22 protein-coding genes are annotated in these 26569 nt (G+C 52.5%); 13 read left to right on the top strand and 9 right to left on the bottom strand.

The genetic code is table 11. The annotated features are described in order from the left end of the window. The first annotated feature begins 20 nt into the window (after positions 1 to 20). The 7 genes from nirB to HGO41_RS06345 all read left to right on the top strand — a co-directional run bounded on the left by nirB (position 21) and on the right by HGO41_RS06345 (position 11222). The gene (nirB, locus tag HGO41_RS06375) at positions 21 to 4196 is read left to right on the top strand and encodes a nitrite reductase large subunit NirB (protein WP_250980875.1); all 4176 of its coding nucleotides are present in this window, start codon (positions 21 to 23) and stop codon (positions 4194 to 4196) included. After that, complete coding sequence (locus HGO41_RS06370; RefSeq protein WP_250980874.1) at positions 4193 to 6865, top strand: nitrate reductase; 2673 nt, start codon at positions 4193 to 4195, stop codon at positions 6863 to 6865. The genes nirB and HGO41_RS06370 overlap by 4 nt, the downstream gene beginning before the upstream one ends. Before the next feature lie 26 nt (positions 6866 to 6891). Next, complete coding sequence (gene cobA, locus HGO41_RS06365; RefSeq protein WP_489389373.1) at positions 6892 to 7749, top strand: uroporphyrinogen-III C-methyltransferase; 858 nt, start codon at positions 6892 to 6894, stop codon at positions 7747 to 7749. Between the two features lie 359 nt (positions 7750 to 8108). Then, the gene (locus HGO41_RS06360; RefSeq protein WP_370633801.1) at positions 8109 to 8921 is read left to right on the top strand and encodes an ABC transporter substrate-binding protein; all 813 of its coding nucleotides are present in this window, start codon (positions 8109 to 8111) and stop codon (positions 8919 to 8921) included. Between the two features lie 24 nt (positions 8922 to 8945). Further along, positions 8946 to 9776, top strand: a complete 831-nt coding sequence (locus HGO41_RS06355; RefSeq protein WP_013575691.1) for an amino acid ABC transporter ATP-binding protein — start codon at positions 8946 to 8948, stop codon at positions 9774 to 9776. Further along, on the top strand, positions 9773 to 10546 hold the full coding sequence (locus tag HGO41_RS06350; protein ID WP_013575690.1) for an amino acid ABC transporter permease: 774 nt from the start codon (positions 9773 to 9775) through the stop codon (positions 10544 to 10546). Before HGO41_RS06355 ends, HGO41_RS06350 begins: the two co-directional genes overlap by 4 nt. Beyond that, entirely contained in the window at positions 10536 to 11222 is a 687-nt protein-coding gene (locus HGO41_RS06345; RefSeq protein WP_112152405.1) for an amino acid ABC transporter permease, read from the top strand. The genes HGO41_RS06350 and HGO41_RS06345 overlap by 11 nt, the downstream gene beginning before the upstream one ends. A gap of 90 nt (positions 11223 to 11312) precedes the next feature. On the opposite strand, the gene HGO41_RS06340 is transcribed toward HGO41_RS06345, so the two are convergent. From HGO41_RS06340 to HGO41_RS06305, 8 genes are all read right to left on the bottom strand, one after another. Then, the gene (locus HGO41_RS06340) at positions 11313 to 13562 is read right to left on the bottom strand and encodes an MBL fold metallo-hydrolase (RefSeq protein WP_250980872.1); all 2250 of its coding nucleotides are present in this window, start codon (positions 13560 to 13562) and stop codon (positions 11313 to 11315) included. Between the two features lie 174 nt (positions 13563 to 13736). Next, the gene (locus tag HGO41_RS06335; protein ID WP_013575687.1) at positions 13737 to 14537 is read right to left on the bottom strand and encodes an amino acid ABC transporter substrate-binding protein; all 801 of its coding nucleotides are present in this window, start codon (positions 14535 to 14537) and stop codon (positions 13737 to 13739) included. A gap of 15 nt (positions 14538 to 14552) precedes the next feature. Next, a complete protein-coding gene (locus tag HGO41_RS06330; protein WP_013575686.1) occupies positions 14553 to 15221 on the bottom strand; it encodes an amino acid ABC transporter permease in 669 nt (222 codons plus the stop codon). A gap of 24 nt (positions 15222 to 15245) precedes the next feature. Further along, positions 15246 to 15977 carry an amino acid ABC transporter ATP-binding protein gene (locus tag HGO41_RS06325; protein ID WP_013575685.1) on the bottom strand — a complete coding sequence of 244 codons (732 nt, stop codon included), beginning with the start codon at positions 15975 to 15977 and terminating at the stop codon, positions 15246 to 15248. Further along, a complete protein-coding gene (locus HGO41_RS06320) occupies positions 15974 to 17302 on the bottom strand; it encodes an LLM class flavin-dependent oxidoreductase (RefSeq protein WP_250980871.1) in 1329 nt (442 codons plus the stop codon). The genes HGO41_RS06325 and HGO41_RS06320 overlap by 4 nt, the downstream gene beginning before the upstream one ends. 35 nt (positions 17303 to 17337) lie before the next feature. Then, on the bottom strand, positions 17338 to 17580 hold the full coding sequence (locus tag HGO41_RS06315) for a hypothetical protein (RefSeq protein ID WP_250980870.1): 243 nt from the start codon (positions 17578 to 17580) through the stop codon (positions 17338 to 17340). A gap of 27 nt (positions 17581 to 17607) precedes the next feature. Next, a complete protein-coding gene (locus HGO41_RS06310) occupies positions 17608 to 17898 on the bottom strand; it encodes a hypothetical protein (protein ID WP_250980869.1) in 291 nt (96 codons plus the stop codon). Positions 17899 to 18187: 289 nt separating this feature from the next. Beyond that, positions 18188 to 18721, bottom strand: a complete 534-nt coding sequence (locus tag HGO41_RS06305) for a GNAT family N-acetyltransferase (RefSeq protein WP_112152407.1) — start codon at positions 18719 to 18721, stop codon at positions 18188 to 18190. Positions 18722 to 18747: 26 nt separating this feature from the next. Here HGO41_RS06305 and HGO41_RS06300 point away from each other — a divergent pair, with 26 nt between their 5' ends. After that, complete coding sequence (locus tag HGO41_RS06300; protein ID WP_223509807.1) at positions 18748 to 18963, top strand: hypothetical protein; 216 nt, start codon at positions 18748 to 18750, stop codon at positions 18961 to 18963. Between the two features lie 166 nt (positions 18964 to 19129). Here the strand turns inward: HGO41_RS06300 and HGO41_RS06290 are convergent, their stop codons facing one another. Next, positions 19130 to 20071 carry a LysR family transcriptional regulator gene (locus HGO41_RS06290; RefSeq protein ID WP_250980868.1) on the bottom strand — a complete coding sequence of 314 codons (942 nt, stop codon included), beginning with the start codon at positions 20069 to 20071 and terminating at the stop codon, positions 19130 to 19132. 447 nt (positions 20072 to 20518) lie between these two features. Here HGO41_RS06290 and HGO41_RS06285 point away from each other — a divergent pair, with 447 nt between their 5' ends. From HGO41_RS06285 to HGO41_RS06265, 5 genes are all read left to right on the top strand, one after another. After that, positions 20519 to 21046, top strand: a complete 528-nt coding sequence (locus HGO41_RS06285) for a fimbrial protein (protein ID WP_157962145.1) — start codon at positions 20519 to 20521, stop codon at positions 21044 to 21046. Between the two features lie 75 nt (positions 21047 to 21121). After that, a complete protein-coding gene (locus HGO41_RS06280; protein ID WP_200225221.1) occupies positions 21122 to 21667 on the top strand; it encodes a fimbrial protein in 546 nt (181 codons plus the stop codon). A 69-nt stretch (positions 21668 to 21736) separates the two neighbouring features. Next, positions 21737 to 22411, top strand: a complete 675-nt coding sequence (locus tag HGO41_RS06275) for a fimbrial biogenesis chaperone (RefSeq protein WP_250980867.1) — start codon at positions 21737 to 21739, stop codon at positions 22409 to 22411. A 112-nt stretch (positions 22412 to 22523) separates the two neighbouring features. After that, on the top strand, positions 22524 to 25103 hold the full coding sequence (locus HGO41_RS06270; protein WP_112152426.1) for a fimbria/pilus outer membrane usher protein: 2580 nt from the start codon (positions 22524 to 22526) through the stop codon (positions 25101 to 25103). A 16-nt stretch (positions 25104 to 25119) separates the two neighbouring features. Further along, a complete protein-coding gene (locus tag HGO41_RS06265) occupies positions 25120 to 26097 on the top strand; it encodes a fimbrial protein (protein ID WP_250980866.1) in 978 nt (325 codons plus the stop codon). The last annotated feature ends 472 nt before the right edge of the window (positions 26098 to 26569 follow it).

Raw genomic sequence — 26569 nt, 5'->3', positions numbered from 1 at the left:
CAGCAGGCGGGATAAGCACAATGGATAAACCCACTCTGATAGTGATTGGCAACGGAATGGCGGGCGTGCGGCTGGTGGAACGGCTGTGCGAGCGTGCGCCGGAGCGTTACCGCATTGTGATCATCGGCGAAGAAAAACAGCCTGCGTATAACCGCATTCTGCTCACGCCGGTGCTCGCCGGTGAAAAACAGTTCGATGACATCGTGACTCATGATGCGCAGTGGTACAAACGTCACAATGTCACGTTTATCGCCGGTGCGGCGGCGACAGAAATTGACCGCACTGCCCGCAGGGTACGGGCTGGCGGGCAGATGTTTGACTATCACCATCTGGTGCTCGCCACCGGTTCGCGGCCTTTTATGCTGCCGGTGCCGGGCGCACAACTGCGCGGTATTCACGGTTTCCGTCAGCAGCAGGATGTGGAAAACATCCTCAGCGGAGATTACGCCGGACAACCGGTCGTGGTGGTGGGCGGCGGTGTATTAGGCGTGGAAGCCGCTGCCGCACTGGCGCTGCGGGGCATGCAGGTCAGCCTGTTGCATCGCGGCAACCATCTGATGGACAGCCAGCTCGATGAACATAGTGCAGAACTGCTTCGCGCCAGCCTCGCCACGCGCGGCATTACGTCCATTTTACAGGCGCAGACCGTGGCCTATGCCGGTGACCCTGCCGGGAATGTACGGGCGGTGAGGCTCAGCGACGGGCGTGAAATTCCCGCGCAACGCGTGGTGGTAGCCGCCGGTGTCCGGCCCGAGATTGCCCTGGCGCAGTCCGCCGGACTGGACTGTGATCGCGGCATTCTGGTCAGCGACACGCTGCAAACCTCCGACCCGGCTATTTCGGCCATCGGCGAATGTTGTCAGCAGGGGGAACTGACCGCCGGTCTGGTCGCGCCGTGCTGGCAACAGGCTGAGGCGCTGGCGGCCCGTCTGGCCGGTGCACCGGTGGTTTCTCCGGTGATGCACACGGTGCCGCTGCGCCTGAAAGTGACCGGCATTGACGTGTTCTGTGCCGGTGAACTGCATGGCGGCGACGGCGCACAAATTCACACGGTATCTGACCCGGTTGACGGTCATTACCGCCGCCTGTTGCTGCGTGATAACCGGCTCACCGGCGTGTTGCTGTGGGGTGATATCAGCGACGGACCGGAATATTTCGCCCGCATCAGCCATCCCGCCAACTGCCAGACGCCATTGAGCATATTCAGCCCCGGCGATGAACCGGCCATTAAATCAGAACAGTTACCCGCCGAGGTAACGAGGAGCACTGCAATGTCGAAACCCGTATTAGTCATGGCCGGACACGGCATGGTTGGCCACCATTTTCTGCAACAACTGGTCGAGCGTGAACTGCATCTGCAATATCAGGTAATTGTGTTTGCGGAAGAAAAATCACCGGCCTACGACCGGGTGCATTTGTCCGAGTTTTTCTCCGGTCGCAGCGCGGAGTCGCTGTCGGTCGTAGAAGAGGGTTTCTTTGCGTCGACCGGCATTGAACTGCGCCTCGGGCACAGCATCGGTCATATCGATACCCGTCACCGTTTTGTGGTCGATCATCAGGGGCGGCAGACGGCTTACGATTTGCTGGTGCTGGCGACCGGTTCTTATCCGTTTGTCCCGCCAATTCCGGGCAACGATGCGCCGGGCTGCCTGGTTTACCGCACGCTGGACGATCTGGCGGCGATTCAGGCCTGCGCTGCCACCGGCAAAACCGGTGTGGTGGTGGGGGGCGGTTTGCTGGGGCTGGAAGCCGCAAACGCCCTGAAACATCTCGGGCTGCAAACGCATGTGGTGGAATTCGCCCCACGGCTGATGGGCGTTCAGCTTGATGAAGGCGGTGCGGCGATGCTGCGCCGTAAAATTGAAGCGCTGGATGTGCAGGTCCATACCGGCAAAGAAACCCGCGCTATCGTGGCCGGAGAAGCCAGTCGTTATCGCATGGAGTTTGCCGACGGCGGTCATCTCGAGACCGATCTGGTGCTGTTCTCCGCCGGTATCCGTCCGCGGGATCAGCTGGCAAAAGAGTGCGGGCTGGAGGTCGGGCCGCGTGGCGGTATCGTGATTAACGATCAGTGTCGTACCTCTGATCCGGCCATTTTTGCTATCGGTGAATGTGCCTTGTGGAACGGGCAGATTTTCGGTCTGGTCGCCCCCGGCTATCAGATGGCGCGCACGCTGGCCGATACGCTTTCCGGCAGCGAGGTGGCGTTTAAAGGCGCGGACATGAGCACCAAACTGAAACTGCTGGGCGTAGAAGTGGCCTCAGTCGGCGATGCACATGGCCGCACGCCGGGCAGTCAGAGTTATAGCTGGGTCGACGGTCCGGCGGAAGTGTACAAAAAAATCGTGGTCTCGCAGGACGGCAAACGCCTGCTCGGCGCGGTGCTGGTCGGCGACAGCAACGAATACAGCACGCTTTTGCAGATGATGCTTAACGATATGCCGCTGCCCGCCAGTCCGGAAAACCTGATCCTGCCCGCCAGCGCCGGTGCAGCGCCACAAACGCTGGGCGTCGCGGCATTGCCGGACGGTGCGCAAATCTGTTCCTGCCATAACGTCAGCAAATCAGATATCTGTGACGCGGTGAAGGGCGGTTGCGGCGATATGGCGGCGGTCAAAGCCTGCACTAAGGCGGCGACAGGTTGCGGCGGCTGTGCAGCGCTGACCAAACAGGTGATGGAATTCGCACTCACCGAAATGGGCGTTGAAGTGAAAAAAGACGTCTGCGAGCACTTTGCTTATTCCCGTCAGGAAATTTATCACCTGGTGCGCATGGGCAATATCCGCAGCTTTGCCGAACTGATTCAGAAACACGGTCACGGCAGCGGCTGTGAAATCTGCAAGCCGCTGGCGGGATCCATTCTGGCGTCCTGCTGGAACGATTACCTGCTCAAACCGCAGCATTTGCCGTTGCAGGACACCAACGATCGTTATTTCGCCAATATTCAAAAAGACGGTACCTATTCCGTGGTGCCGCGCATTCCGGCCGGTGAAATCACGCCTGACGGGCTGATCGCCATCGGTCTGGTCGCCAAACGCTACAACCTCTACACCAAAATTACCGGCGGGCAACGGGTGGATTTATTCGGCGCCCGCCTCGAACAACTGCCGGAAATCTGGCAGCAACTGGTGGACGCCGGTTTTGAAACCGGTCATGCCTACGGCAAATCGCTGCGCACGGTGAAATCCTGTGTCGGCTCAAGCTGGTGCCGCTACGGTGTACAGGATTCCACCGGCCTGGCGCTGCAACTGGAGAACCGCTACAAGGGGCTGCGCTCCCCGCACAAAATCAAAATGGCGGTCTCGGGTTGTACCCGTGAATGCGCCGAAGCACAAAGCAAAGACGTGGGCGTGATTGCCACCGAAAAGGGCTGGAACCTGTACGTGTGCGGCAACGGCGGCATGAAACCGCGCCACGCTGATTTACTGGCGCAGGACATGAGCACGGAAGATCTGATCCGCACCGTAGACCGCTTTCTGATGTTTTACATCCGTACCGCTGACCGCCTGCAACGTACCAGCACCTGGATGGATAATCTCGAGGGCGGCATGGATTACCTGCGTCAGGTGGTGCTGGAAGACAGTCTGCACATCGGCGCAGAACTGGAAAGTGAGATGAACGCGGTGGTCGGCACGTACCAGTGCGAATGGCAAACCACGCTGGCAGATCCGGACCGGCTGGCGCTGTTCCGTCCGTTCGTCAACAGCAGCGAGCCGGATGAAGCGGTGGTGATGGTGACGGAGCGACAGCAGGTTCGCCCCGCGACGTCGCAGGAACGCGCCGGTATTTCCGTCAGCGCCGTTTCTCAGCCGGTGATGGCGGTGCAGGGCTGGGTGGAGCTGTGCGATCTCAGCGCCATTCCGGCCAATGCCGGTATGGCGGCGCGGCTGGCTAACCGGCAGATTGCGCTGTTCCATTTGCCGGAGCATCCGCAGCAGGTTTTCGCGCTGAGTAACCATGAGCCGGACAGCGATGCCAATGTGCTGGCACGCGGGCTGGTGGGCGATGTGAAAGGCGAGCCGGTGGTGATTTCGCCGCTGTACAAACAGCGTTTCCGTTTACACGACGGGCGCAGCGTGGACGACGCGCAACTGGCGCTGAGCGTCTGGCCGGTGAAAGTCGAAAATGGCCGTGTCTGGGTGCAGGAACAGCCGGGGGTGAAAACCGCTGAAACCATTGCGACGGTCAGCGTATGAAAAGACCTCCGGCAACAGCACCGGCGCTGACCACCTGCGCTTACTGCGGCGTGGGATGTGGCGTCAGCATGGAACCGCAGACCGGGGGTTTCAGCGCCCGTGGTGATAAAACGCATCCGGCTAATCACGGACGACTGTGCGTAAAAGGCAGCGCGCTGGGAGAAACGCTGGGGTTGCAGGGGCGGTTGTTACAGCCGGAAATCGACCGCCAGCCGGTAAGCTGGACGCGGGCGCTTGATACGGTCGCGCAGCGGTTACAGGCGGTGATCGACGAACAGGGGCCGCAGGCTGTGGCGTTTTACGGTTCCGGCCAGTTGCTGACTGAAGATTATTATGTCGCCAATAAACTGATGAAAGGCTTTATCGGCGCGGGAAATATGGATACCAATTCGCGGCTGTGCATGGCCTCTGCCGTGGTGGGTTACAAACGCGCGTTCGGGGCCGACGCGGTGCCGTGCAGTTATCAGGATCTGGAACGGGCCGACTGCGTCTTGCTGACCGGTTCGAATACGGCATGGGCACATCCGGTGGTGTATCAGCGGCTGGCGCAGGCCAAAAAGGACCGGCCGGAGATGCGCATTATTGTTATCGATCCGCGCCAGACCGCCACCTGTGATATCGCCGATTTGCACCTGGCGTTACGCCCCGGCAGTGATGCGGCGCTGTTCTGTGGTGCGCTGAACGCGATGGCGGAGAGCGGAAAACTCGACACCGCTTTCCTGCAACGCCATACACAGGGTGCTGAAGACGCATTGCGGGCGGCACGGGACTGGACAGTGGCGCGTACCGCCGCGTATTGCGGATTGCCTGTGGATCAGTTGCTGGCGTTTTATCAGATGTTGGGCGACAGCCAGCGGCTGGTGACGCTGTATTCGATGGGGATCAATCAGTCCGGTTCCGGCGTGGATAAATGCAACGCCATTATTAACCTGCATCTGGCGACCGGCCATATCGGGCGCGAGGGGTGCGGACCGTTTTCAATCACCGGTCAGCCGAACGCGATGGGCGGACGGGAAGTCGGCGGACTGGCGAATCAGCTGGCGTCGCACATGGGCTTTACGCCGGAAGATATCAGCCGCGTGGGGCGGTTCTGGCTGAGTGACAACGTCACACAATCAGCCGGACTGAACGCCGTGGAGTTGTTCCGCGCGGTGGAAGAAGGCCGGATAAAAGCGGTGTGGATCATGGGCACCAATCCGCTGGTGTCGCTGCCGGATGCCGACCGGGTACGGGCCGGACTGGCGCGCTGCCCGCTGGTGATCGTCTCCGACATTATACGCGACACCGATACCACCCGTGCCGCGCATATCTGCTTGCCCGCGCTGGGCTGGGGCGAGAAAAACGGTACCGTGACCAATTCTGAACGTTGTATTTCACGCCAGCGGGCGTTTCTGCCTGCACCGGGTGAGGCGAAACCAGACTGGTGGATCCTCAGTCAGGTCGCGCAGCGTTTAGGGTTTGCAGAGGCATTTTCGTATCAGCATCCGGCAGAAATTTTCCGCGAACATGCTGCGCTTTCCGGTTTTGAAAATCACGGTTCGCGGGCGTTTGATATCAGCGGGCTGGCGCAGCTTTCGGATGAGGAGTGGGACACCCTGCAGCCTGTGCAGTGGCCGGTGAATGCCGCCAATCCGCAGGGCACGGCGCGGCTGTTTACGGATAACCGGTTCTTTCACCCTGACGGCAAAGCGAAACTGATCGCCATCACGCCAAGGCTGCCGGTAAATTCGCCGAATGCGGCGTATCCGCTGATCATGAATACCGGCAGGGTCCGCGACCAGTGGCACACGATGACGCGCACCGGTAAGTCAGCGCGTCTGATGCAGCACATCAGCGAGCCGTTTTGTCAGTTTCATCCTGATGACGCGCCGCAGATCCAGCCCGGTGATCTGGTACGCGTTGCCTCCTCGCACGGCTGGTTGTTGCTGCGCGCCCAACCCGACAATCTGCAACCGCGCGGCAGCGTGTTTGTGCCGATGCACTGGAACAGCCAGTTCAGCCAGCAGGCGCGGGTCGATGCACTGATTGAAGCGCATGTTGATCCGCTGTCGGGACAGCCGGAAAGCAAACATATGCCGGTCAGCCTGAGCCGCTGGCCTGCCGCGTGGCAGGCCGAACTGTTTGTGCGTGGTGAAAATATTACGCCACCGGTGACCACTTACTGGAGCCTGATCACCCAGCCGGGTGTGACCCACTTTACGCTGGCCGACTCTTCGCTACCGGCAGACTGGATGGCGTGGCTGAAGGAATCTTACGCCACGGACAACCTGCTCTGCCAGACCGCGCAACTGGGCGATGACGGTTTCAGCCTGCTGGCCTGGTCTGACGGCGCGTTACAACTGGCGTTCTATGCCCGCCGCAGGCCGCCGTCACCCGACCGGCAGGCGGTGCTGGCGGCATTCACCACACCGCCGCACACGGCGCAACAGCGTCTGGCGTTGCTGGCAGGCCGTGCAGGCCGTGATAAAGCGCCCGCCGGTGCCATCATTTGTAGCTGTTATTCCGTGGGGGAAATCCCGATCACTGAAGCCGTCCGCCAGGGATGTCACAGCGTGCAACAGCTTGGCGAAAAACTAAAATGCGGCACAAATTGCGGCTCATGCATTCCTGAACTCAAAAAAATCATTGCCGGTCAGCTCGCCACGCTGACGGCGGGAGACAGCCAATGAACAACATTCCCGAAAGAACATTACAGATGCAGCAGATCGCGCAAATTCTGGCGGGTGCCCACCGGCGTAATCCGGTGTGTCGCGGTGAAGTCTGGCTGGTCGGCGCGGGGCCGGGGGATGTCGAGCTGCTGACCCTGAAAGCGCTGCGCGTGATCCAGCAGGCGGATGTGGTGGTGTTTGACCGGCTGGTGTCTGAGCCGGTGATGGCGCTGATCCCGGACGCGGCGCTGCGCATTGATGCCGGTAAATCGACGCGCAATCACACGCTGGGACAGGAAGAAATTAATCAGTTGCTGGTCAGTCTGGCGCTGGCCGGGCATCGCGTGGTGCGCCTCAAAGGGGGGGATCCGTTTGTGTTCGGTCGCGGCGGCGAGGAGATGGCACATTGCCAGCAGCACGGCGTAAGGTGCCACATCGTGCCCGGTATCACGGCGGCGATGGGGTGTGCGGCATCCACGGGTATTCCGCTGACCCACCGCAGTCTGGCGCAGTCAGTACGGTTTGTGACAGGTCACGGGGCTCAGGGAGAGCCGGATGTTGACTGGCGGGCGCTGGCCGAAGCGCGTCAGACGCTGGTGTTTTATATGGGCATTGCCAACAGCGAAACCATCAGCCACCAGCTGATGGCGCATGGCTTACCGGGGACGACCCCGGTGGCAGTCATTGAGCGCGGCACCCGGCCGGAACAGCGGGTGCTGACCGGCAGGCTGGAAACACTGGCAGACATGATCCTTACCGGACAGGTGCAAACGCCTGCGCTGCTGATTGTCGGTGAGGTGGTGGGGATGTACCGGGGAGAGGGGCAACGTCAAGACCGTGGGTTGCCACTCACACCGGCCCAAAGGGTTTTAACCGAACCTCTTTGCAGTCCTGCGTTTTTTTAACTGCGCGCTAACGCTGGCTGGCTATGCTTCAGTTACCGCAGTGACAGGCTGGAAATCTTGCCGCTGCGCGGTGCCTTCTCCCGGTCCTGGAGCCTTTGGTCTCCAGGCCGCTCCGTTCAGCAAGCTTTCTGAATCGGCAGCACGCACAACTCCCCCGCACGATCATCGGAAAAGCTTATGCTTAATTGATCCATCTATATCCTTTTTTGTTAGTGGCATCGACCTCATTTCTTATGCAATTCTCTGACTCACAAAAGAAAAAAAATTAAATCTCCTGCTTTGTAAATTTGGGGCGCAAGCCCTCTGCAGACTATTCATAAGGAAAAACGATGACCGTTATTCAGTTTAATCAACGTCAAATGACAACAAGCAAAATTGCTGCCGGGCTGGTTCTGGCAATCAGCACGCTTTCTACTTTTGCCGCCCACGCTGACCAACTGGCGGATATCAAAAAAGCCGGTGTTGTGAAAGTCGCGACTTTCGATTCCAATCCGCCGTTTGGGTCTGTGGATGCGAAAACGCACGATATTGTCGGCTATGACGTCGATTTCGCCAAAGCGCTGGCGAAAACCCTGGGTGTGAAATTGCAACTGGTGCCGACCAATCCGGCCAACCGTATTCCGTTGTTGCAGTCCGGCAAGGCGGATCTGATTGTGGCTGATATCACCATCACCCCGGAACGCGCGAAAGTGATCGACTTCTCCGTGCCTTATTTCGTCACCGGCCAGCAGTTCCTGGTGCCCGCCGGATCGCCGGATAAGCTCGATGCGTATGCCACGGCGCGCATTGGTGCGGTGAAAGGCACCACCGGCGAGCAGGAGTTGCATAATCGCTTCCCGCAATCCCGCGTGCTGTCTTATGACGATATTCCGCTGGCGCTTTCCGCTTTACGTAACGGCAACGTGCAGGCGATTACCCAGGACAGCACCATTCTGGCCGGTTTGCTGGATGGCGCGCCGGACAAGGCGAAATACAAAGTGTTGCCTGAATTGCTGAGCAAGGAAGAGATTGGCGTTGGCGTGAAAAAAGGCGAAACCAGCCTGCTGAAAGTGGTCAACGACGAGCTGCTGAATCTGGAGAAAAACGGCCAGGCGGTCAGCATTTATAACGTCTGGTTCGGCCCGCAGACCAAATCTCCTCAGCCGCGTCTGTTCAAAATCGAAGCCAAATAATCTGTTTTATGCAAGGTAAGGCACATGCCGCAAGACACTTACTCAACCGCAGCAACGTCTGCGGTTTTTTCACATTCATCCGCCGGTAAAACCGCTGCCGTCGAATTTCGTCAGGTCAGTAAATCTTTTGGTCCGCATGAAGTGATCCGCAACGTCGATTTGCGTGTGGACAGCGGCGAAGTGGTGGCCGTTTGCGGGCCTTCCGGCTCCGGAAAATCCACCCTGATCCGCCTGATTAATCAGCTTGAATCCGCCTCAGGCGGCGAGATCCTGATCGACAATCTGCCGACGCGAAACCTCAAAGGTGCGGCATTACGCCAGTTGCGCACGCATATCGGTTTCGTGTTTCAGCAGTTCAATCTGTATGCCCATCTCACCGCCGAAGACAACGTCAGTCTGGCGCTGATCAAAGTGCATGGCTGGAAGAAAAGTGAAGCGCGGGAAAAGGCGCGGGCGCTGCTGACGCGTGTCGGGCTGGGGGATAAAGCGCGGCATTATCCCGAGCAGCTATCCGGCGGTCAGCAACAGCGCGTGGCAATTGCCCGGGCGCTGGTCACCGATCCGAACATTATTTTATTTGATGAACCGACTTCAGCGCTCGATCCGGAAATGATCGGCGAAGTGCTGCTGGTGATGCAGGAGCTGGCGAAAAGTGGCATCACCATGATTGTGGTGACGCACGAAATGAGTTTTGCCCGTGAAATCGCCGACCGGGTGATTTTCATGGATGGCGGCGAAATTCTCGAACAGGCGCAGCCGGAAGATTTCTTCCTGCGTCCGCAACATCCGCGCGCGCAGCGGTTTTTGCAGAAAGTATTGTTTCCGCTGCATCCGCAGGCAGGAGCAGAGCGATGATCTGGCATCCTGACTGGGCGGGTGTGCTGAGCGGTCAGCCTTTGCAATGGATTATCTCCGGCTTTCTCACCACGCTGTATGTCAGCCTGGCGGGCAGTCTGATCGCTACGTTACTGACTGTGCTGCTGATTGCGCTGCGCCTGAGTACCTCGCGTATTGCACGCGGCGCGGTGGCGGCGTTCGTCTCTGTTTTCCGTAACACGCCGCTGCTGGTGCAACTGCTGTTCTGGTATTTCGCGGCGTATGGCGCGCTGCCGCAAAGCTGGCGTTTTTACATTGGCGACAATCATCCGTGGGCGACGTTTCCGGGCAACATTGCCTGGCTGACGCCGGAATTTTTGTGTGCGGCCTGGGGGCTGGCGCTGTTCACGGCGGCGTTTCTGGTGGAAGAAGTGCAGGCGGGTCTGAATTCCGTGCCCAAAGGCCAGACTGAAGCGGCGATTTCGCAGGGGTTTAGCCGCAAGACATTGCTGCTTTCCATTCTTTTGCCGCAGGCGCTGACCAATGCGTGGCAGCCAGTCACCGGCCAGTATCTGAATCTGATGAAGCTTTCCTCGCTGGCGACCGGCATCGGTTTTTCGGAACTGACGTATCAGGTCAGTCAGATTGAAAGCTATAACGCACACGCCTTCGAAGGGTTTGCGGTCGGGACATTGCTGTATCTGGCGCTCGGGCTGATCCTCGGCGGGCTGATGACGGCGTTTGGTCCGAAACGTCCGCAGCGCAGGCCGCAGGCGGCAATGACGGAGGAAACCCGCGATGGAATTTGACGGGTCTGTTTTGCAGGATAATTTCACTTATCTGCTGTGGGGAAGACTGGCTGACGGTGAGCCGGGCGGGGTGTTGCTCACATTAATTATGGCGGCATCGGCGGGCGTTCTGGCGTTACTGGCCGGGGTTTTGATGGCGGCACTGGCGTGGCGTTTCGGCGGCTGGACGCGAAAAATTCTGTTTATCTGGGCGTCGTTTATCCGTGGGATCCCGCTGATTTTCGTGATTTTTTGGCTGTATTTCCTGCTGCCGGTGGTGTTTGGCGGATCGATTCCCGGCCCGCTGACGGTGATTCTGGCACTGGCCTGGTTTACCTCGGCGGCGGTGATGCATTCGACGCTGGCGGGTCTGGAAGCCTTGCCGCGCGGGCAAACCGAAGCGGGGATCGCGTCCGGCATGAGCTACGGCAAAGTGTTGTTGTTCGTGCTGTTACCGCAGGCGTGGCCGAATCTGCTGCCGTCCTATCTCGGACTGCTGATCTCACTGGTGAAAGACACGTCGCTGGCGTTTATCGTCAACGTGCCGGAACTCACCACGGTGGCCGGACAGGTGAACAACCGGGTGCAAATTTACCCGGCAGAAATCTTCCTGCTGGTCGGACTGATGTATTACCTGCTGTGTGTGACGCTGGCGTATCTGGCGGGGAGGGTAGTAAGAAAAAACAAAACAGCGTGAACGATTAAACAGTTGTAAGTGAAGGATAAGGATATGGATAACCGGGAGCCGTAAATAACCTCCGGTTATCCAAAATGAGTACAATAAAAATCAGCTCTGTTTTTTTATATCCTTACCCCATAACTTCAACCAAGGCGCAGTTTCAAAGTCTTTGGGGTAATTACTTTTTTCTTCCTCCTCGTCTGCAAATAAGTCGCGGAAATTTTTAACATATCGTTCTAATGAGCTTAAATCTGGTGTGTAACCTCTATGTGAGTAGTTTAGTATTGGAAGCACACTTCCTTTGCTTTGTTCCATTTGCGCCATAAATGCATGAGCGCTTATATAGCCCGTAAGTTTTTCATCTAATCTGTACCAGCTATTTTTTTCATAGAAGTCAGGGCTAACTGCTTTATTATTGTAAAGATATAACGTGGCATAAGAATTTTTAGCGTTAGTTGAGATCGGAAAATGGGGATCCATGTTGTTCACGATACTGGCTGAATAATGCTTTGCAATATCACGTAATAACCTGGGTTTGACATGCCGGATGAATATTTCATAGGGAATGTAGGCCCACGCTGACCAGAATTCCATTAAAACAGAAAATTCTGCACTTTCCAGAATTTCAATATTGTCTATGACATGCAGGCTGCGTGAATCTGGCATTGAAATTTTTAATAAAAAACCAGAATATTCTTTAACCTTATTGAGCAAGTTTTTATATTCTGTATCAGATATTGCTGCAACTAAATCACAGGTGCTTCCATATTTCAAATCTTCGGAGCCCCATATTATACCGTGCACAGCAGCATACTTCAGTACGTATGAAGGGTCGAATGCAAACGCTGTACGTTGTTCTGCTTCGGCCTGATTGTGTATTGCTGACCACTTTACGGCTTCAACATCGTGGTCCAGTCGTTCGCTTTCCGGCCAATCTTTGAGATGATTTTTGCGGTCATTCATTAAGAGTTTTTCTAACCATTCCGCATTTTTTCGCACTTCAGTTTGAGTCCAGCGAACAAAAGATTCATCTGGTTCAATGATCTTTTGCTGCAATACAACGATCGGTGCGGCTCCTCTATGGCAGTTTCCTTGTAAGCAGGCCGCGGTATTAACATCTTCCTGCAATGCTGTCATGCGCACACGCAGCGCCTTTGTTTGATCTTGACTGTTACACGCAAAATGTTCAAAGCATGATTTTTTTAGCGGATTGCTTATATCATTGAAAATAAACTCTTTGGTTCTTGTATTAGGACAAGCCAGTGTTGTTCCCACTGCTCTTAATGCTTCACGAAAGTCTTGACGCGGTAAATTATGCGTGCCTTTTGCACTTACTACGGCAATTCTTGGACGCATCCAGATATAAAACTGATCTAAATCATCCCTGTCTTTAGGTTTATTATCCGAAAGATAAACTCTTCCTCCGTGGTGCGGTGCTTTAAGCACATCAACTCCAAGACCAGCAGGATATTCTGAGCAAATCCAGGACCAGTTTTCCTGATCCCCGGTTAAAACGATGCGTCTGCGTTGACTACCGTCCAGTAATGCATCAATAACAATAACCAGCGAGGTATCGTTTAAAACGGAATTACCAAAAAAATTAGGTTCAGAAGTATTATCACGATATTTCTTTATTCTTTGACCTATGTTGTTTTGATTACGCAGATTGTTATCCTGATTACTCACCGGAGAAAAATTATCTCGTGAGAGCGCATTCATGGTGTCGAATACATTTGCCGCCTCGGAAAATTGCTCCTCCTCTTGCCATGATTCACCCCGTATAAGCCATTCATGGGGCAGTGATTCATGAGCCAGTAATGTTTCAAGTTCTGAATAGGGGGCGCTATAAAGACGTTTTATCATTTTCCGTGCAGGTGAAATAACGGAAACCGTCACATTGCCATTGGTTTGAAAACGATGTTTATAGCCTTCAAGAGGATAGATAACAGGGATCTTTCTTGTATTAGCTTCATTCTCAAGGCCTTTTGCTTTGGAAACAGCGTCTTGCACTCTTGGTGCAAATAACCAGCTAAGCCTTTCAAAAGCCGGTAAACAGGGCAGCCAGAGTTCGCCGATAGTAATGTCTGTTTTTTTTAGCAGTGAGTGAAATCCCCCCTGATGGTCGTGATCAATGTGGCTTAGAACAACCACATCAAGATCCTCACTTCCGTCTTCTTTTTTATGGTCATTCAGGTGATCGGTTAAAGCTTGAGGCAAAGAGACACCACCGTCATATAACAGGCGAAAGGCGACTTTACCATGATGGTGAAGCTCTACCAGATGACAATCACCATGGCCAACCCCAAAGGTTATAATCTCGAAACTGTCTGCTGGCAATGTGGGTATAATCGAGCTCATCACAATTCCCTATAATTTCAATTATTTACTTGTTTTCATGTATCACAGATATTGTTTACATCAAATGCATAAGTGGTGATTATTAATCGATAATACGCACATTCCGGACTGGAATCCAAAACCCCGCCTGTTTCGGGCGGGGTTTTGGAGCGGAAAGCCACGGTAAAAATGCGTTTATTGTCTTTTGCTGACCGAGGTTAATTCCGTATCCACACTCAGATCCCGGTCAAACCATTTTTCGGAAATCTTCTTCAATGTGCCGTCTGCCCGTAATTCACCGAGTGCGACATCCACTTTTTGTTTCAGCGCTTCTCCGCGCGCATCTTTTCTGAATGGCAGGGCGACCTGTTTCAGGCCAAAGGGTTCTCCGACGACTTTCAGCGGCAGATTTTTACGCTTGATTTGCCCGAGCAGGATCACCTGGCCGGAAACATACGCATCGACTTTTCCCTGCGCCACGCTGTTAACCACCACATCCATACCCTCAAAGGTCACCAACCTGATTTCGTTTTTCGGGTCAAATTCTTTCAGGACTTTGCCATAGTTCGAACCGAGATCGGCGGCGACCGTTTTCCCTTTCATGTCCTGTAAACCGTGAATAGTGGTGTTGTTTTTACTGACTGCCAGTTGCGCCGCAGAGTAATAGTAGGGCGCTGAATAATCATATTTCTTGCGCCGCTCCGGCGTGTCAGCAAAATTGCCCACGGTATCCACTTTGCCGGTTTCCAGAGAGCCAAGAACGCCCACCCAGTCGGAGGTTACCCATTCAACTTTGTAGTGGATCTTGCCGGCGACGGCGTTGAGAATATCCGTGCTGAATCCTTTGATGGTGTCGCCCTCTTTAAAATAGTGCGGATAACCGTCCGGTGTCGCGCCCACCCGCAGAACGGGTTGATCATCCGCTTTGACGGCGGGTTTATCGCAGGCAGTCAGTAAAAGGGGGAGGGATAAAATAGACAGTGTTAACAATCGCATATGAAAATTTCCTGTTTAACCGGCATAGGGTTTGCCGAGATGTTTTTCGAGGCGACGTTGTAACTCACTGAAAATGATGGTCAGCGCCCAGTAGACCAGCGCCACAGCGAAATACGCTTCGAAGAATTTCAGCGACTCTGTGGCCACCATTTTTCCTGCAGCCAGCAGTTCGCTCACGCCTAAGGTGAACGCCAGTGAGGAGTTCTTGATCAGGCCGATATAGACGTTGCCGGTAGCCGGAATCGCATTGCGGCAGGCTTGCGGAAACAGGATACGGCTGGAGGCTTTAAACATGCTCAGCCCGGAGGCCAGAGAGGCTTCCAGTTGCCCTTTATCGACGGAGTCGATAGCGGCACGGAAGATTTCCGCCAGATAGGCAGACGTGTTTAAGCTTAAACCGAGGATCACCGCATTCATGGCACTCAGTGAATTCATCGAAGGGATAATTTGCGGCAGACCAAAATAAATAATCAATAACTGTACCAGTACCGGCGTACCACGAAAGAATGAAATATAAAGATGCGCGAAAGCCGCGGGTATTTTACCGGCCCTGAGTAATAAGGCGAAAATAATGCCCAGAACGGTTGCCAGCAGAATGGAAAGAAATGAAATCAGCAAAGTCACGGGAAGATAGACGAGGATCTGCGGAATAACGCCGAGCATATAAGGGAAATCAAAATTCATTGTGAAAAGTTCCGTTTACGGCCATCAGGTAAAATCATGTAAAAAAGAACGGGTGCGGTTTCCGGAAACGGTCTGGAATATTTTTGCCGGTTCGCCTTGTTCGATAATATGACCGTGCTCCATGAAAAATATCCGGTCAGAAACATTGCGGGCGAACCCCATTTCATGCGTGACGATCATCATGGTTAAGTCGCGACCGGCCAGCCCTTCAATCAGGTTCAGCACTTCACGGCGCATTTCGGGATCCAGAGAAGACGTGGGCTCATCAAATAAAATCACCTGCGGATCAACGGCCATTGCGCGGGCGATACCGACGCGCTGCTGCTGTCCACCGGAAAGAGTGCCGGGATAGGCTGCCGATTTGTGCGCCAGCCCCACCTGCGCCAGCAATTCCTGACCCCGTTCCCGCGCCTGCGCTTTATTCAGTTTTTGGGTAAAACGTAAGATCTCAGTGATATTTTCCAGTGCGGTTTTATTTTTAAACAAATTGTAGTGCTGAAAAACCATGGATGTCTGGCGGCGAAAATCGCCCGTTTGTTTGCGGGTAAGGGTTGCAGCATTAATGTGTTTATCACCAATCTGCATCAGGCCGGAATCCGGCCTGACCAGCAAATTCAGCGAACGTAACAGGGTGGATTTCCCGGAACCCGAAGGGCCAATAATCGATACCACTTCCCCTTTTTTTACAGTGAAATTAATATCCGACAGAGCAGGGAACTGGTTAAATGATTTATTCAATCCGCTGACCGTTATCATGCGTACTCCCGCACAGAAACAAACTGATTCTCCGGCTCACTTAACCCCAGATTCCCCCGCAGGGTCTGTGCCTCATAGTCCGTCCGGTACAATCCCCGCGCCTGCAAAATCGGGATCACACGGTCGGTGAAATCATCGAACGCCGTCGGGGTGCCGCCCCGGACGATAAAACCGTCGGCCGCACCGGAGGTAAACCAGTGTTCCAGACCGTCGGCGACATCTTCGGCGGTACCGGAGAAGGTCGGTCGTGGTGTCGCGGCTTCCAGTGCGGCCTGACGCAGGGTTAATCCGCGTTCGCGGGCGTTGCGTTTGATCTCATCTGTGGTGCTGCGGAAGCTGTTTTGCCCCAAATCGCCGATGTCCGGGAATGGTGCATCCGGGTCGTATTGCGCAAAATTGTGATGCTCAAAGTAGCGGCCAAGATAATCCAGTGCGCTTTCCAGCGTCACCAGTTGGGCGGTTTCCTGATATCGACGTTCAGCATCGGCAGGCGACTCACCGATAATCACGCTGATGCCCTGAAAGACGCGGATGTCTTCGGCGGCACGGCCGTTTTCCACCAGCTGACGCTGTACATCGAGACGAAATGCGCGGGCCAGTTCGGGGGTTTCCTGACGGGTGTAAATGGCGTCAGCGGCTTCGGCAGCAAAGGCTTTGCCCTGTTCCGACGCCCCGGCCTGAAAGACGATCGGACGGCCCTGCGGGGAGCGTCCGACGTTCAGCGGCCCCTGCACCGAGTAGTATTTGCCGTGATGATTGAGTGTGTGCAGTTTCTCCGGCACAAATAACTGGCCGGTGGCTTTGTTGCGCACAAATGCATCTTCTTCCCAGGAATCCCACAGCCCTTTCACCACGCTGACGTATTCACTGGCGATGCGGTAACGCTCGTCATGTTCCGGGTGCTTATCGCGGGAGAAGTTTTTCGCCGAGCCTTCCAGCGGCGAGGTCACCACGTTCCAGCCCGCCCGGCCACCGCTCAGATGATCGAGGCTGGCGAACTGACGTGCGACGGTAAACGGCTCGCTGTAGGAGGTGGATAAGGTGGCGACCAGTCCGATGTTGTGGGTGACCAGCGACAGGGCAGAAAGCAGGGTAATCGGTTCAAAACGGTTGAGGAAATGCGGAATAGATTTCTCAGTAATATAAAGTCCGTCGGCGACAAATAAGAAATCAAATTTAGCCTGTTCAGCTCGTTGCGCTAATTGCTGGCAGAACTGAATATTAATACTGGCATCAGCAACCGCATCCGGATGACGCCATGCAGACATATTTCCGGATGCGCCCTGAATAATGGCACCCAGGCGTATTTGTTTTTTCTGACTCATTGTTTCATCCTTAAGAATATATTATTCAGCCGCCGTTAAACCAGCGTGCGTAATTCAGCGATGGAGCGCACCAGTGGCGCCTGCTCCTGTGCTTCGAATGCCTGCTGGTTGAGAATTTTGCGCAGATAGACCAGTTCGACACCCAGCGGGTTGGTCGCGGTATGAAATGGCTCATAACCCCGTCGCTGATACAACCCGGTCAGCCACGGATGTTTCACCGCCGTTGCCAGATACACCGCCGGTGATTTCAGCGTGTCACGCAAAAACGTCTCTTCCACGTAGCGGATAATTTCATTGCCAAATCCCTAGCCTTTGGCGTGTTCTGCCACCGCAAACCAGTGCACAAACGGCCACGGCGCAAGATGATTTTTTGCCGGTGTCCACAAAAAACGGGTGGTCAGCGTCGCCGTCAGTACGCCGTCGTTTTCCAGCACATAGGTGGTTTCATTGCGGATAACATCCCGCACGTCTTCAACGCTGGCGCGGGTGATGGTGAAATGAATGTTATGTTCCAGCAGCGGCTCGTAAGCCTTTTGCAAAAGGCTGTGCAGCGCCGCTGCTTCAGACTCCTGAGCAAGGCGGATCACGTGGCTCATATCCAGTTCCTGTTGTTCGCAACACATCGTTAACAACGATTATTAAAGTCAGGAACAAAGGATGTAAAACAACAATAGTTGCTATGCAGTTGCGGGAGATGGAATAGGGGGTGGGGTGGCCGCCCATACGGGCGTTAACTTCAAAGTCAAAACCGTGGGCGTCGGCCCACACCGACTTGGGGGGCGGCCTGCCGCCGCCCCCCAAGACCCCCCGGGCTCTTTCACTAATACCGCCGGACGAGGTTATAAACCGCGCTGACAATCCGTTTCGTCAGCATGGCGGTGAGGCTCATAACAAATTTTCCTGACGTTCCAGCCAGCGGGCGTGGCTTTTTTCATCGAGAATTTTTTTCATGTACAGCGTGGTGTGTCCTTTGCCGATGTCTCTTTCGAAGACCGGCTGAAAACCTAGTTTCAGGTACATGTCACGCAGCCACGGATGGCTGGTGGCGGTGCCAAGCGAGTAAGCCGGGGCTTTCAGTTCGCGGATCAGAATGTTGTCTTCCAGCCAGTCCAGCAGCTTCTTGCCGAGACGCTGACCGGTGTAATCCGGATGCGTGCCTAACCAGCCAATATGCGGCAGGCCTATGAGTCCCGGCATTGCACCCCACGGGAAGCGCAGGGTGACCGAAGCCACCATCCGCTGGTCATCAAAGAGCGCAAACACTGCATGATCGTTGAGATGTTGTGTCACGCTTGCCAGATCGGCGGTGGCAGCATCAAACTGAATCCCGAGTGCTTTGATTGGCGCATAAGCGTCCAGCATCAGCGCCAGATAATCGTGTTTATCATCCAGCGTCAGCCGCCTGAAATGTTGTGTCATAACCCGGATCCCTCAGAAGAAGTCAGATGACCGGACTGCACGGCAAAGCGGATGACCTCATCAACTTTTTGCGCGGCGCGGCCGGTGTAATGAGCCGGATCTCACCAGTGGTCAAGATCCCGTTCAGTAATATTGGCCGCCAGCACCGGATGTGCAAGCAGAACAGTTTTAAAAGATGGCTGTTTTTCAAACTGAAGCGTATTCCGGTGCGATCAAGTATGACGCGCACGGCGTGTATTTAGGCGCGATGTATACCCAGGCGTATAAAGCGTCCCGCTTCGGTTCTGTTTCTGATGTATACGTTTTGAATGTTTAAGCCGTGTCTGAGAAGTAAAAAAGGCGATGTATGTTGCCTTTTTTACTATCACGCCAGGCACCTGTCAGGTGCTTATTTAATCCGGACTGCTTTTATGCATGCACAGGGGGGAAAACTTTCTCCAGAGATTTAATGAGGTCAGAGAAGAAGGTGTTATTTAAAGAGGTTTTATTATAAACCATATAGACCGGTAACTTTGGAAGATTTAAATCTACAGCTACCGGACGTATCTCATACTGATTTTTGTATTGTTCATAGGCATGGAGAGGAACGAACGCCAGAGTATCAGTAGCTTCAATAATGGGTATCGCAGATCCGACATACCCGACAGAATAGCGGATTTTCCTTTTCATTTTTGTTGTCTTCTCAAGTTGCCTGGCGAAATTAATTCTGACCAGGCTTTCATTATCAATAAACGTGAAATCTTCCTTCATCAATTCCTCTGGCAACGCTGTCTCATTAACTCTTGGGTGATTTTTAGCACATATCACAACCAAAGGTTCTTCGTACAGCAAAAATGTATTTCGGGATAAGTTATTGTGCGGGTTTATATCAAATACGATGTCCGTTTTACGGAATGTCAATAAATCATCTATTGTCGAAAGAGAATTTCCTGCGGTGGTATGAACAACCTTACAGTCCGGCGCGATCTTAGCGACCTGCCTGATTAAAGGTCCCAGAATAGTCAGGGATAAATAGGGTGGGCAGTTGACAGCCAGGCTTGTAATGGTTGACGGGCTATCAATCTCCTGGAAACGGGCTAATAAATTATCATAAGATTCAAACAATTTATCATGAATGCTATTCGCCGTTGTTGTAGGGAAAAGGCTTTTCCCTTGCCGGACGAATAATGGATCAGAAAAATGATCTCGTAAGCGTCCCAGCGCCTGACTGACAGCCGAGGGGGTGAGCCCCAAAATATTGGCCGCTTTGGTAACGCTGCCATGAATGTAGACAGACTCAAACATTGTTATTAGATTGAGGTCAAAGCCTTTAACAGCATTAAGACGTTCGGTATTATGAGTTGCTTTCATATTTTTCTCACTTTGTTGTACAGAAAGATAAGGTCATTTAAACCCGTGCACTTAAAAGTGTAGTTTTGAATTCTGATTTTTCGAGATATTAAAAATAACTATGAAATTATTTTATGAAAAGATGGTAAATTCAATAATTTACCCATAACCATCATCATTTCTACATGCGCTATAAAGCAGGGGTGGTTGCGTTATAACTTTATAATATACCTGATGGTCGACGCTACTTTTATTAATGAATTTTTAATTATCATGGCGTTATTAAAAGCGATTAGGAGTTTTTTTATAAGGTAATTATTTGTTATGACACATGTAATTCGAATCCTTTAACAAACTTAAAGAATCTTTCAGTTCACTGTGTTTATTTCATGGCTCGTAATGTGAATAATGCGTCTCCCCTGTTTATGGATTCAGGGAATTAAATCACGATTTCAATGGAGATATATTTTGAAAATTAACACATTTTTTAAGATGAGCGTACTGGCTGCCGGCATGGTTGCCGCACTGGGCGCAAACGCGGCTGACGGCACCATTAACGTTGGCGGTACTATTATTGAGACCGGCTGTCAGGTGGATGCTGCCAGCATCGCAGCTCCAGTTGCTCTGGGGGACATGGCGTCTACAAGTTTCCCAACAATTGGTTCAATTTCTGCCAAAAAAGATATTAACGTTGTGCTGACTGAATGCCCGGTAACTCAAAGTGGTGTATCGCTGATTGCACTCGGTGCTGCCGATGCGACTAATAATGAATTACTCGCGCTCAATGATGAATCAACCGCAGCCGGTCTCGGTATTGCTCTGTATAACATGGATGGTTCATTGATCCCGATGAATTCGTCCTCTGCAGTTGCATCCATTAATGCTGAAACCGGTTCGGCAACGATTGCGATGCAGGCCGCTGCGATGTCAACGGCAGAAAAAGTTACCGCCGGTGCTTTCACTGCAACCACTAATTTCTCCCTGACATATAACTAATATCCGCTGTTAATAATTAAGTTTTTAAAAAACTGTTTATTTTTATTAACCCGGTTCAAAGGATTAAACCATATTATGAAAAAATTAAGTTTTGCTGTTGCGATGATGTTGGGTATGGGGTTAACGGGCGCTCAGGCTGCTGAAACTGGCACTCTGAATTTCTCAGGAAATGTTACCACGAGGACATGTAGCATTGACAGTGCCAGCCTGAATACAACCCTCTCTTTTGGTAATTTAGCAAAAAATAGCATTTTGAGCTTGGCTGCAATAGGTGATACTAATGCTCAACTGACAAAGCCTTTTAATATAAAGTTAGTAGATTGTCCGAATGGCACACCTATCTCTGTAAAGTTTGATGGAGATCCGACTTATTTCGATGGGAACGTTCAGGGTTACAGAGATAATAAATCAGAAAATCAGGTGAACATTGCAGCTATGGTTTTTGATGCTGATTCTGGCGCTAAGGTTCTTCCTAAGCAATTTGTTAGCAAGGGTGTTGCTATCGAAGGGGTTAATGACCTGAAATATAATATTTCATTAACCAGATATGCAACTTCTGCAGTAGTCACTAATGCTGGTGATTTTTCCATGGCTATCAACTACACGATGTCTTATGAATAAGATTAATATTTAATGACTGTGGCTCTTATTTTCCTGTGAAGAAAGAGCCATTCTTTATAGAGGGTTAAAATGAATATACTATCTAAGCTGTGTTTAGGTACAGCGTTTTTGTGCGTTTCGATCTCGGCTTCTGCGGGGTTTTCCGTTGGTGCAACCCGCGTTATCTATAATGGTAATGTGAAAGAGGCTTCCCTTTCTGTTAAGAATACAGAAGACTCTAATGTCTATCTTATCCGCTCCTGGGTCAGTTCTGACAATAAAGAGGAAAAGGTTCCCTTTATTACGACTCCACCATTATTCCGCATAGAACCAGGCCAGGATAATGCTGTGCGTATAACTCAGACATCCTCTTCCTTAGCGCAGGACAAAGAGTCCATCTACTGGCTGAACACGCTTGCCATACCACCTGCGACGAAAGAAAAGAACTCGCTCCAGTTTTCCATTAATACCCGTATCAAATTGATTTATCGTCCGACAGCGTTGAATAACAAAGAGGCGATTGCAAAAGCTTATCAGCATCTGACTTTCTCCCGCTCAGGCACCATTGTCACCGCCAGTAACCCGACGCCTTATTATGTCAGTATGACCAAAGTCAGCATCAATGGTCATGAATTAAAAGACGGCTATATAGTTCCGCCAAAATCTTCATTGAAAATCGATAATGCTCCGGTTGGAAACAATATTAGTTGGCAAGCTATTAATGACTTTGGTGGACTGACAGAAAAAGCCAAAGCATCAATTTAATAAGTCGAGCGACTCAAATCAGGAAAGATTGTGAAGTATGGAAAATAATAATATTAAAAATCGTCAGGGAAAAGACAGTATCAGAATAAAAGGGACTAAAACAAAAAAAGGTATGCTGCAACGTAACTCAGCCGCCCGCTTTTTTTTATTAAAACCCTTATCATTTTTCATATTGTTATCTTTACCCGGATTGACTTTCTCCGCTGAAACTTTTAACCCTGAGATGCTTAAGTCCATCGGTGACGGTGGCGATTTACAAGGTGTTAATCTGGATTATTTCGCCGAAAAGGGCGGGCAAATGCCCGGCACCTATCAGGTTGATGTTTATCTGAACAACCAGCAGGTTGACTCACGCAATGTCGAATTTGTCAGCCTGCCGGATGCGCCGGGTAAACTTTACGGGGCGATCACGCCCGCGGAGATGGCGGATTACGGCGTTAAACTGGATGTTTTCCCGGATCTGAAAGCCGTTGCACCTGACGCAAAGCTGACCAGGCCACTGAGCGCCTATGTGCCGCAGGCCACTGAAAACCTGGATTTAAACCGTAAGCGTTACGACATCACTGTACCGCAAATCGGGGTCAACGTCCGTCCGCGTAACTCGGTTGATCCGAAGCGCTGGGATAACGGTATTCCCGCGTTCATGCTGAACTACAGCTATTCCGGTTCAACAACGCAACGCGATAACAGCGGTCAGTCGCAAAGTAACTTCGTTAACCTGCGCAGCGGGGCAAACCTCGGCGCGTGGCGCCTGCGTAACTATTCGACCTACAGTGATCAATTTACTGAAGGTTCGCACGGCGGTGAAGACACCAGTACCCGTAAGTTTGAGTCGATTAATACTTATGTGCAGCGTGACGTGCGTTTCCTGCAGGGTGGGCAACTGACACTGGGTGAGTATTCCACGCCTGCCGATGTCTTTGACAGTATTCAGTTTACCGGTGCGCAACTGGCCTCTGACGACCAGATGTTGCCTGATTCCATGAACCAGTTTGCGCCTACGGTGCGCGGCATTGCTAAATCTAATGCGCAGGTGACCATTAAGCAGAATGGTTATGTGATCTACCAGACTAACGTGTCACCCGGCCCGTTTGCGATTACGGATTTATACCCGTCGGGCAACGGCGGTGATATGGAAGTGACTGTCACCGAGTCCGATGGATCCGCCACTAAATTCAACATTGCCACCAGTTCCGTGCCGATTTTACAGCGCGAAGGCCGTTTCAAATACAACATGGCGCTGGGGAAATACCGTACCGGGAATGATGACACCGAGACACCGAACTTTATTCAGTTGTCCAATATTTACGGTCTGACCGCACGTACCACCGTTTACGGCGGCGTGCAGTATGCCGAAAACTACCGTGCCGCTAATGTCGGCGTGGGTTTTGACTTAGGTTCAGCGGGTGCGGTGTCATTTGATGCCACGCAGGCCACCAGTGAGTTTGAGGATTCAACCGATACTCAAAAAGGCCAGTCCTACCGGGCGATGTACGCCAAAAACTTCGAGGCAACCGACACTAACCTGCAAATCGCCGGTTACCGTTACTCCACCGAAGGTTACTACGCTTTCAGTGACGTACAGGATTACCAGCAAGAAACTGACAGTGATTTCGATAACTACAACCGCTCGCACAATCAGCGCAGCAAAATGCAGGTGTCCGTCAGTCAGTCGATTGGTGATTACGGTTCGATTTATATCAGCGGCAGCCAGCAGGATTATTGGGGCGGTGACGGTAAAGAACAGCTACTACAGTTGGGCTACAACACCAGCATTTACGGCATCTCTTACGGCTTTAACTACAACTACTCGAAAAATCCGGGTATGACTGAAGCGGATCAAGTATTTGCTTTCAATATGTCAGTGCCGCTCGACAGATTCATCGGGTCCTCAGGGGCATCGGCAACCTACAACATGAGCAGCAAAAAACACGGTTCGACCGTTCAGCAGGCCGGCGTCAGCGGGACGTTATTGCAAGGTGACAACCTCAGTTATTCCGTCCAGCAGGGCTACGAAAATCAGGGCAACGGCGCGTCCGGTAATGCCAGCATGGATTACAAAGGCGGCTCCGGCGAAGGTAACCTCGGTTACAGCTATGACCAGGATACCCGTCAGTGGAGCTACGGCTTGCAGGGCGGCGTGCTGATCCATGAAAACGGCATCACGCTGTCACAACCGCTGGGCGATACCGTGACGCTGGTGAAAGCGCCGGGGGCTGATGACGTCAACGTCGAAAACAACAGCGGCGTGCACACCGACTGGCGCGGCTATGCCGTGGTGCCGTACGCCCAGCCATACCGCAAAAACAGCGTGACGCTGGAAACCGAGAGCTTCGGCGACGATGTGGATATGGACATGAGCAGCCAGACGGTCATTCCAACCCGCGGTGCCGTAGTGCGTGCAGAATTCAAAACCCGCGTGGGCCAGCGTGCTTTAGTGCAATTGCTGTTTATGGGTAAACCGGTGCCGTTTGGTGCCACCGTCAGCCTGCTGGATAACGACAGCACCGTCACCGGCATAGTCAGTGACAACGGCGAAGTTTACCTGACCGGTCTGCCGGAAAGCGGCAGCATCATGGCGAAATGGGGCAACGGTAGCAATGAACAGTGCAAAGGCACTTACTCGCTGACCAGCAGCAATGCCAGTGACCCGTCTGCGCTGATTAAACAAATTACGGCGCAATGCCACTGAGGCATGAGGAAGTAACATGAAGAATTTATATGCTATTTTAAAAAAAACCGGCTTCGGCAAGATGGGAATACGGTCAATACTGGCAGTACTTTTGTTGATCTGTGGTGTGCATAACGCCATGGCGCTGGGTGTTTGTGACTATCCCTCCACATTTGGGAAAGTAACGGTAGATCGTCAAATTACAGCAATGCAAAGCCAGCCTGTAGGCAGCGTGCTCGCAACTAACACCTATAAACAGCTGAATCTACTGGCCAATAGCTGTACCGGTGATTACATGTTAAACAATATTCCAAATACTTCTGCCTTTCCAAATGGTGGTCTAGCAACTAACGGGATTTATAACAGTGGGGTCACGGGAGTAGGAATACGCGTTACTATAGATTATAAACAAGTTTATCCTGTATATATTGTCCAAACCCACACAGGGGATGGCACTACCCCTATTTATCTCTCCAACGTAAAAGTTGAGTTCGTTAAAACGGGGGAGATCGTTCCCGGCAAGGTAACCTCGGGTAATCTGGCTTCAGTTGTGATGGTGGACAGTGCAGGCAACAAAGATGTCTTTAAAGTAAACATAGGAACAGTCGTCATTAAGCAGGCATCTTGCGAAATCACCGGCTCAAGCGCGATCCCTCTGCCAATGGGTGACGCCAAAAAGGAAGATTTTAGTGGCAAGAACTCAACACTCCCCCCGGTGGACATCAAAATCCCTCTGCAATGCTACGCAGACACGACGGTCAATATCAGCTTCGAGGCCCAATCTTCTCTGGGTAATGGCATTATTGATTTGACCAAAGGGGGTGCGGAAGGTGTAGGGATACAGCTAAAACTTAATAGTAAACTGGTTGAATTCGACAAAAAGACATTTGTCACCAAGACAACTCAGGAAGGCGCATTCGACATTCCGCTGACTGCGGCCTATATACAAACTGCTGATACAATCAAACCGGGCACCGCCAATGCGGTGGCGAACTTCACCGTAACCTACGAATAATATGCACTCATAACCGGCGGCTGATCCTTGAGAGATGCCGCCGCACTTCACTCTGGTACTGACCTTATCCTGCCTGACCTTCAGCATCACACTACCGCCTTCAAATAGCTGCCCCAGTAAAAACTGCAACGCCTCTCGGCAAGATTTCTGAACCGCCCACGATCTTGAATCTGAATTCGATTTTAAAAGCGCTCCAGGTCGCCCACCTGCAAAACCTGAGATCCGAAGAAGGGCGCACTTGCTGCGCCCTGGATTAACCCGCTATTCAGAGGTAGCCGCTCTTTTGTATGCAGGCCTTAAGGGCCTTTCAACAAATTCCATTGTAACTGGATTAAAGTAACCAACTTTTTGCGCGGCGCGGCCGGTGTAATGAGCCGGATCTCACCAGTGGTCAAGATCCCGTTCAGTAATATTGGCCGCCAGCACCGGATGTGCAAGCAGAACAGTTTTAAAAGATGGCTGTTTTTCAAAC

Origin of the sequence: Rahnella sp. CG8 (assembly GCF_023701875.1) — a bacterium.
Classification (GTDB): Bacteria; Pseudomonadota; Gammaproteobacteria; order Enterobacterales; family Enterobacteriaceae; genus Rahnella; species Rahnella aceris.
This window is presented reverse-complemented; position numbering and strand designations above follow the sequence as displayed.

Excerpts from the sequence above, each read along its gene's own strand:
- nirB (WP_250980875.1), top strand. The coding sequence starts at position 21 with ATGGATAAACCCACTCTGATAGTGATTGGCAACGGAATGGCGGGCGTG.
- HGO41_RS06370 (WP_250980874.1), top strand. The coding sequence starts at position 4,193 with ATGAAAAGACCTCCGGCAACAGCACCGGCGCTGACCACCTGCGCTTAC.
- cobA (WP_489389373.1), top strand. The coding sequence starts at position 6,892 with ATGCAGCAGATCGCGCAAATTCTGGCGGGTGCCCACCGGCGTAATCCG.
- HGO41_RS06360 (WP_370633801.1), top strand. The coding sequence starts at position 8,109 with ATGACAACAAGCAAAATTGCTGCCGGGCTGGTTCTGGCAATCAGCACG.
- HGO41_RS06355 (WP_013575691.1), top strand. The coding sequence starts at position 8,946 with ATGCCGCAAGACACTTACTCAACCGCAGCAACGTCTGCGGTTTTTTCA.
- HGO41_RS06350 (WP_013575690.1), top strand. The coding sequence starts at position 9,773 with ATGATCTGGCATCCTGACTGGGCGGGTGTGCTGAGCGGTCAGCCTTTG.
- HGO41_RS06345 (WP_112152405.1), top strand. The coding sequence starts at position 10,536 with ATGGAATTTGACGGGTCTGTTTTGCAGGATAATTTCACTTATCTGCTG.
- HGO41_RS06340 (WP_250980872.1), bottom strand. The coding sequence starts at position 13,562 with ATGAGCTCGATTATACCCACATTGCCAGCAGACAGTTTCGAGATTATA.
- HGO41_RS06335 (WP_013575687.1), bottom strand. The coding sequence starts at position 14,537 with ATGCGATTGTTAACACTGTCTATTTTATCCCTCCCCCTTTTACTGACT.
- HGO41_RS06330 (WP_013575686.1), bottom strand. The coding sequence starts at position 15,221 with ATGAATTTTGATTTCCCTTATATGCTCGGCGTTATTCCGCAGATCCTC.
- HGO41_RS06325 (WP_013575685.1), bottom strand. The coding sequence starts at position 15,977 with ATGATAACGGTCAGCGGATTGAATAAATCATTTAACCAGTTCCCTGCT.
- HGO41_RS06320 (WP_250980871.1), bottom strand. The coding sequence starts at position 17,302 with ATGAGTCAGAAAAAACAAATACGCCTGGGTGCCATTATTCAGGGCGCA.
- HGO41_RS06310 (WP_250980869.1), bottom strand. The coding sequence starts at position 17,898 with ATGAGCCACGTGATCCGCCTTGCTCAGGAGTCTGAAGCAGCGGCGCTG.
- HGO41_RS06305 (WP_112152407.1), bottom strand. The coding sequence starts at position 18,721 with ATGACACAACATTTCAGGCGGCTGACGCTGGATGATAAACACGATTAT.
- HGO41_RS06300 (WP_223509807.1), top strand. The coding sequence starts at position 18,748 with ATGACCGGACTGCACGGCAAAGCGGATGACCTCATCAACTTTTTGCGC.
- HGO41_RS06290 (WP_250980868.1), bottom strand. The coding sequence starts at position 20,071 with ATGAAAGCAACTCATAATACCGAACGTCTTAATGCTGTTAAAGGCTTT.
- HGO41_RS06280 (WP_200225221.1), top strand. The coding sequence starts at position 21,122 with ATGAAAAAATTAAGTTTTGCTGTTGCGATGATGTTGGGTATGGGGTTA.
- HGO41_RS06275 (WP_250980867.1), top strand. The coding sequence starts at position 21,737 with ATGAATATACTATCTAAGCTGTGTTTAGGTACAGCGTTTTTGTGCGTT.
- HGO41_RS06270 (WP_112152426.1), top strand. The coding sequence starts at position 22,524 with ATGCTGCAACGTAACTCAGCCGCCCGCTTTTTTTTATTAAAACCCTTA.
- HGO41_RS06265 (WP_250980866.1), top strand. The coding sequence starts at position 25,120 with ATGAAGAATTTATATGCTATTTTAAAAAAAACCGGCTTCGGCAAGATG.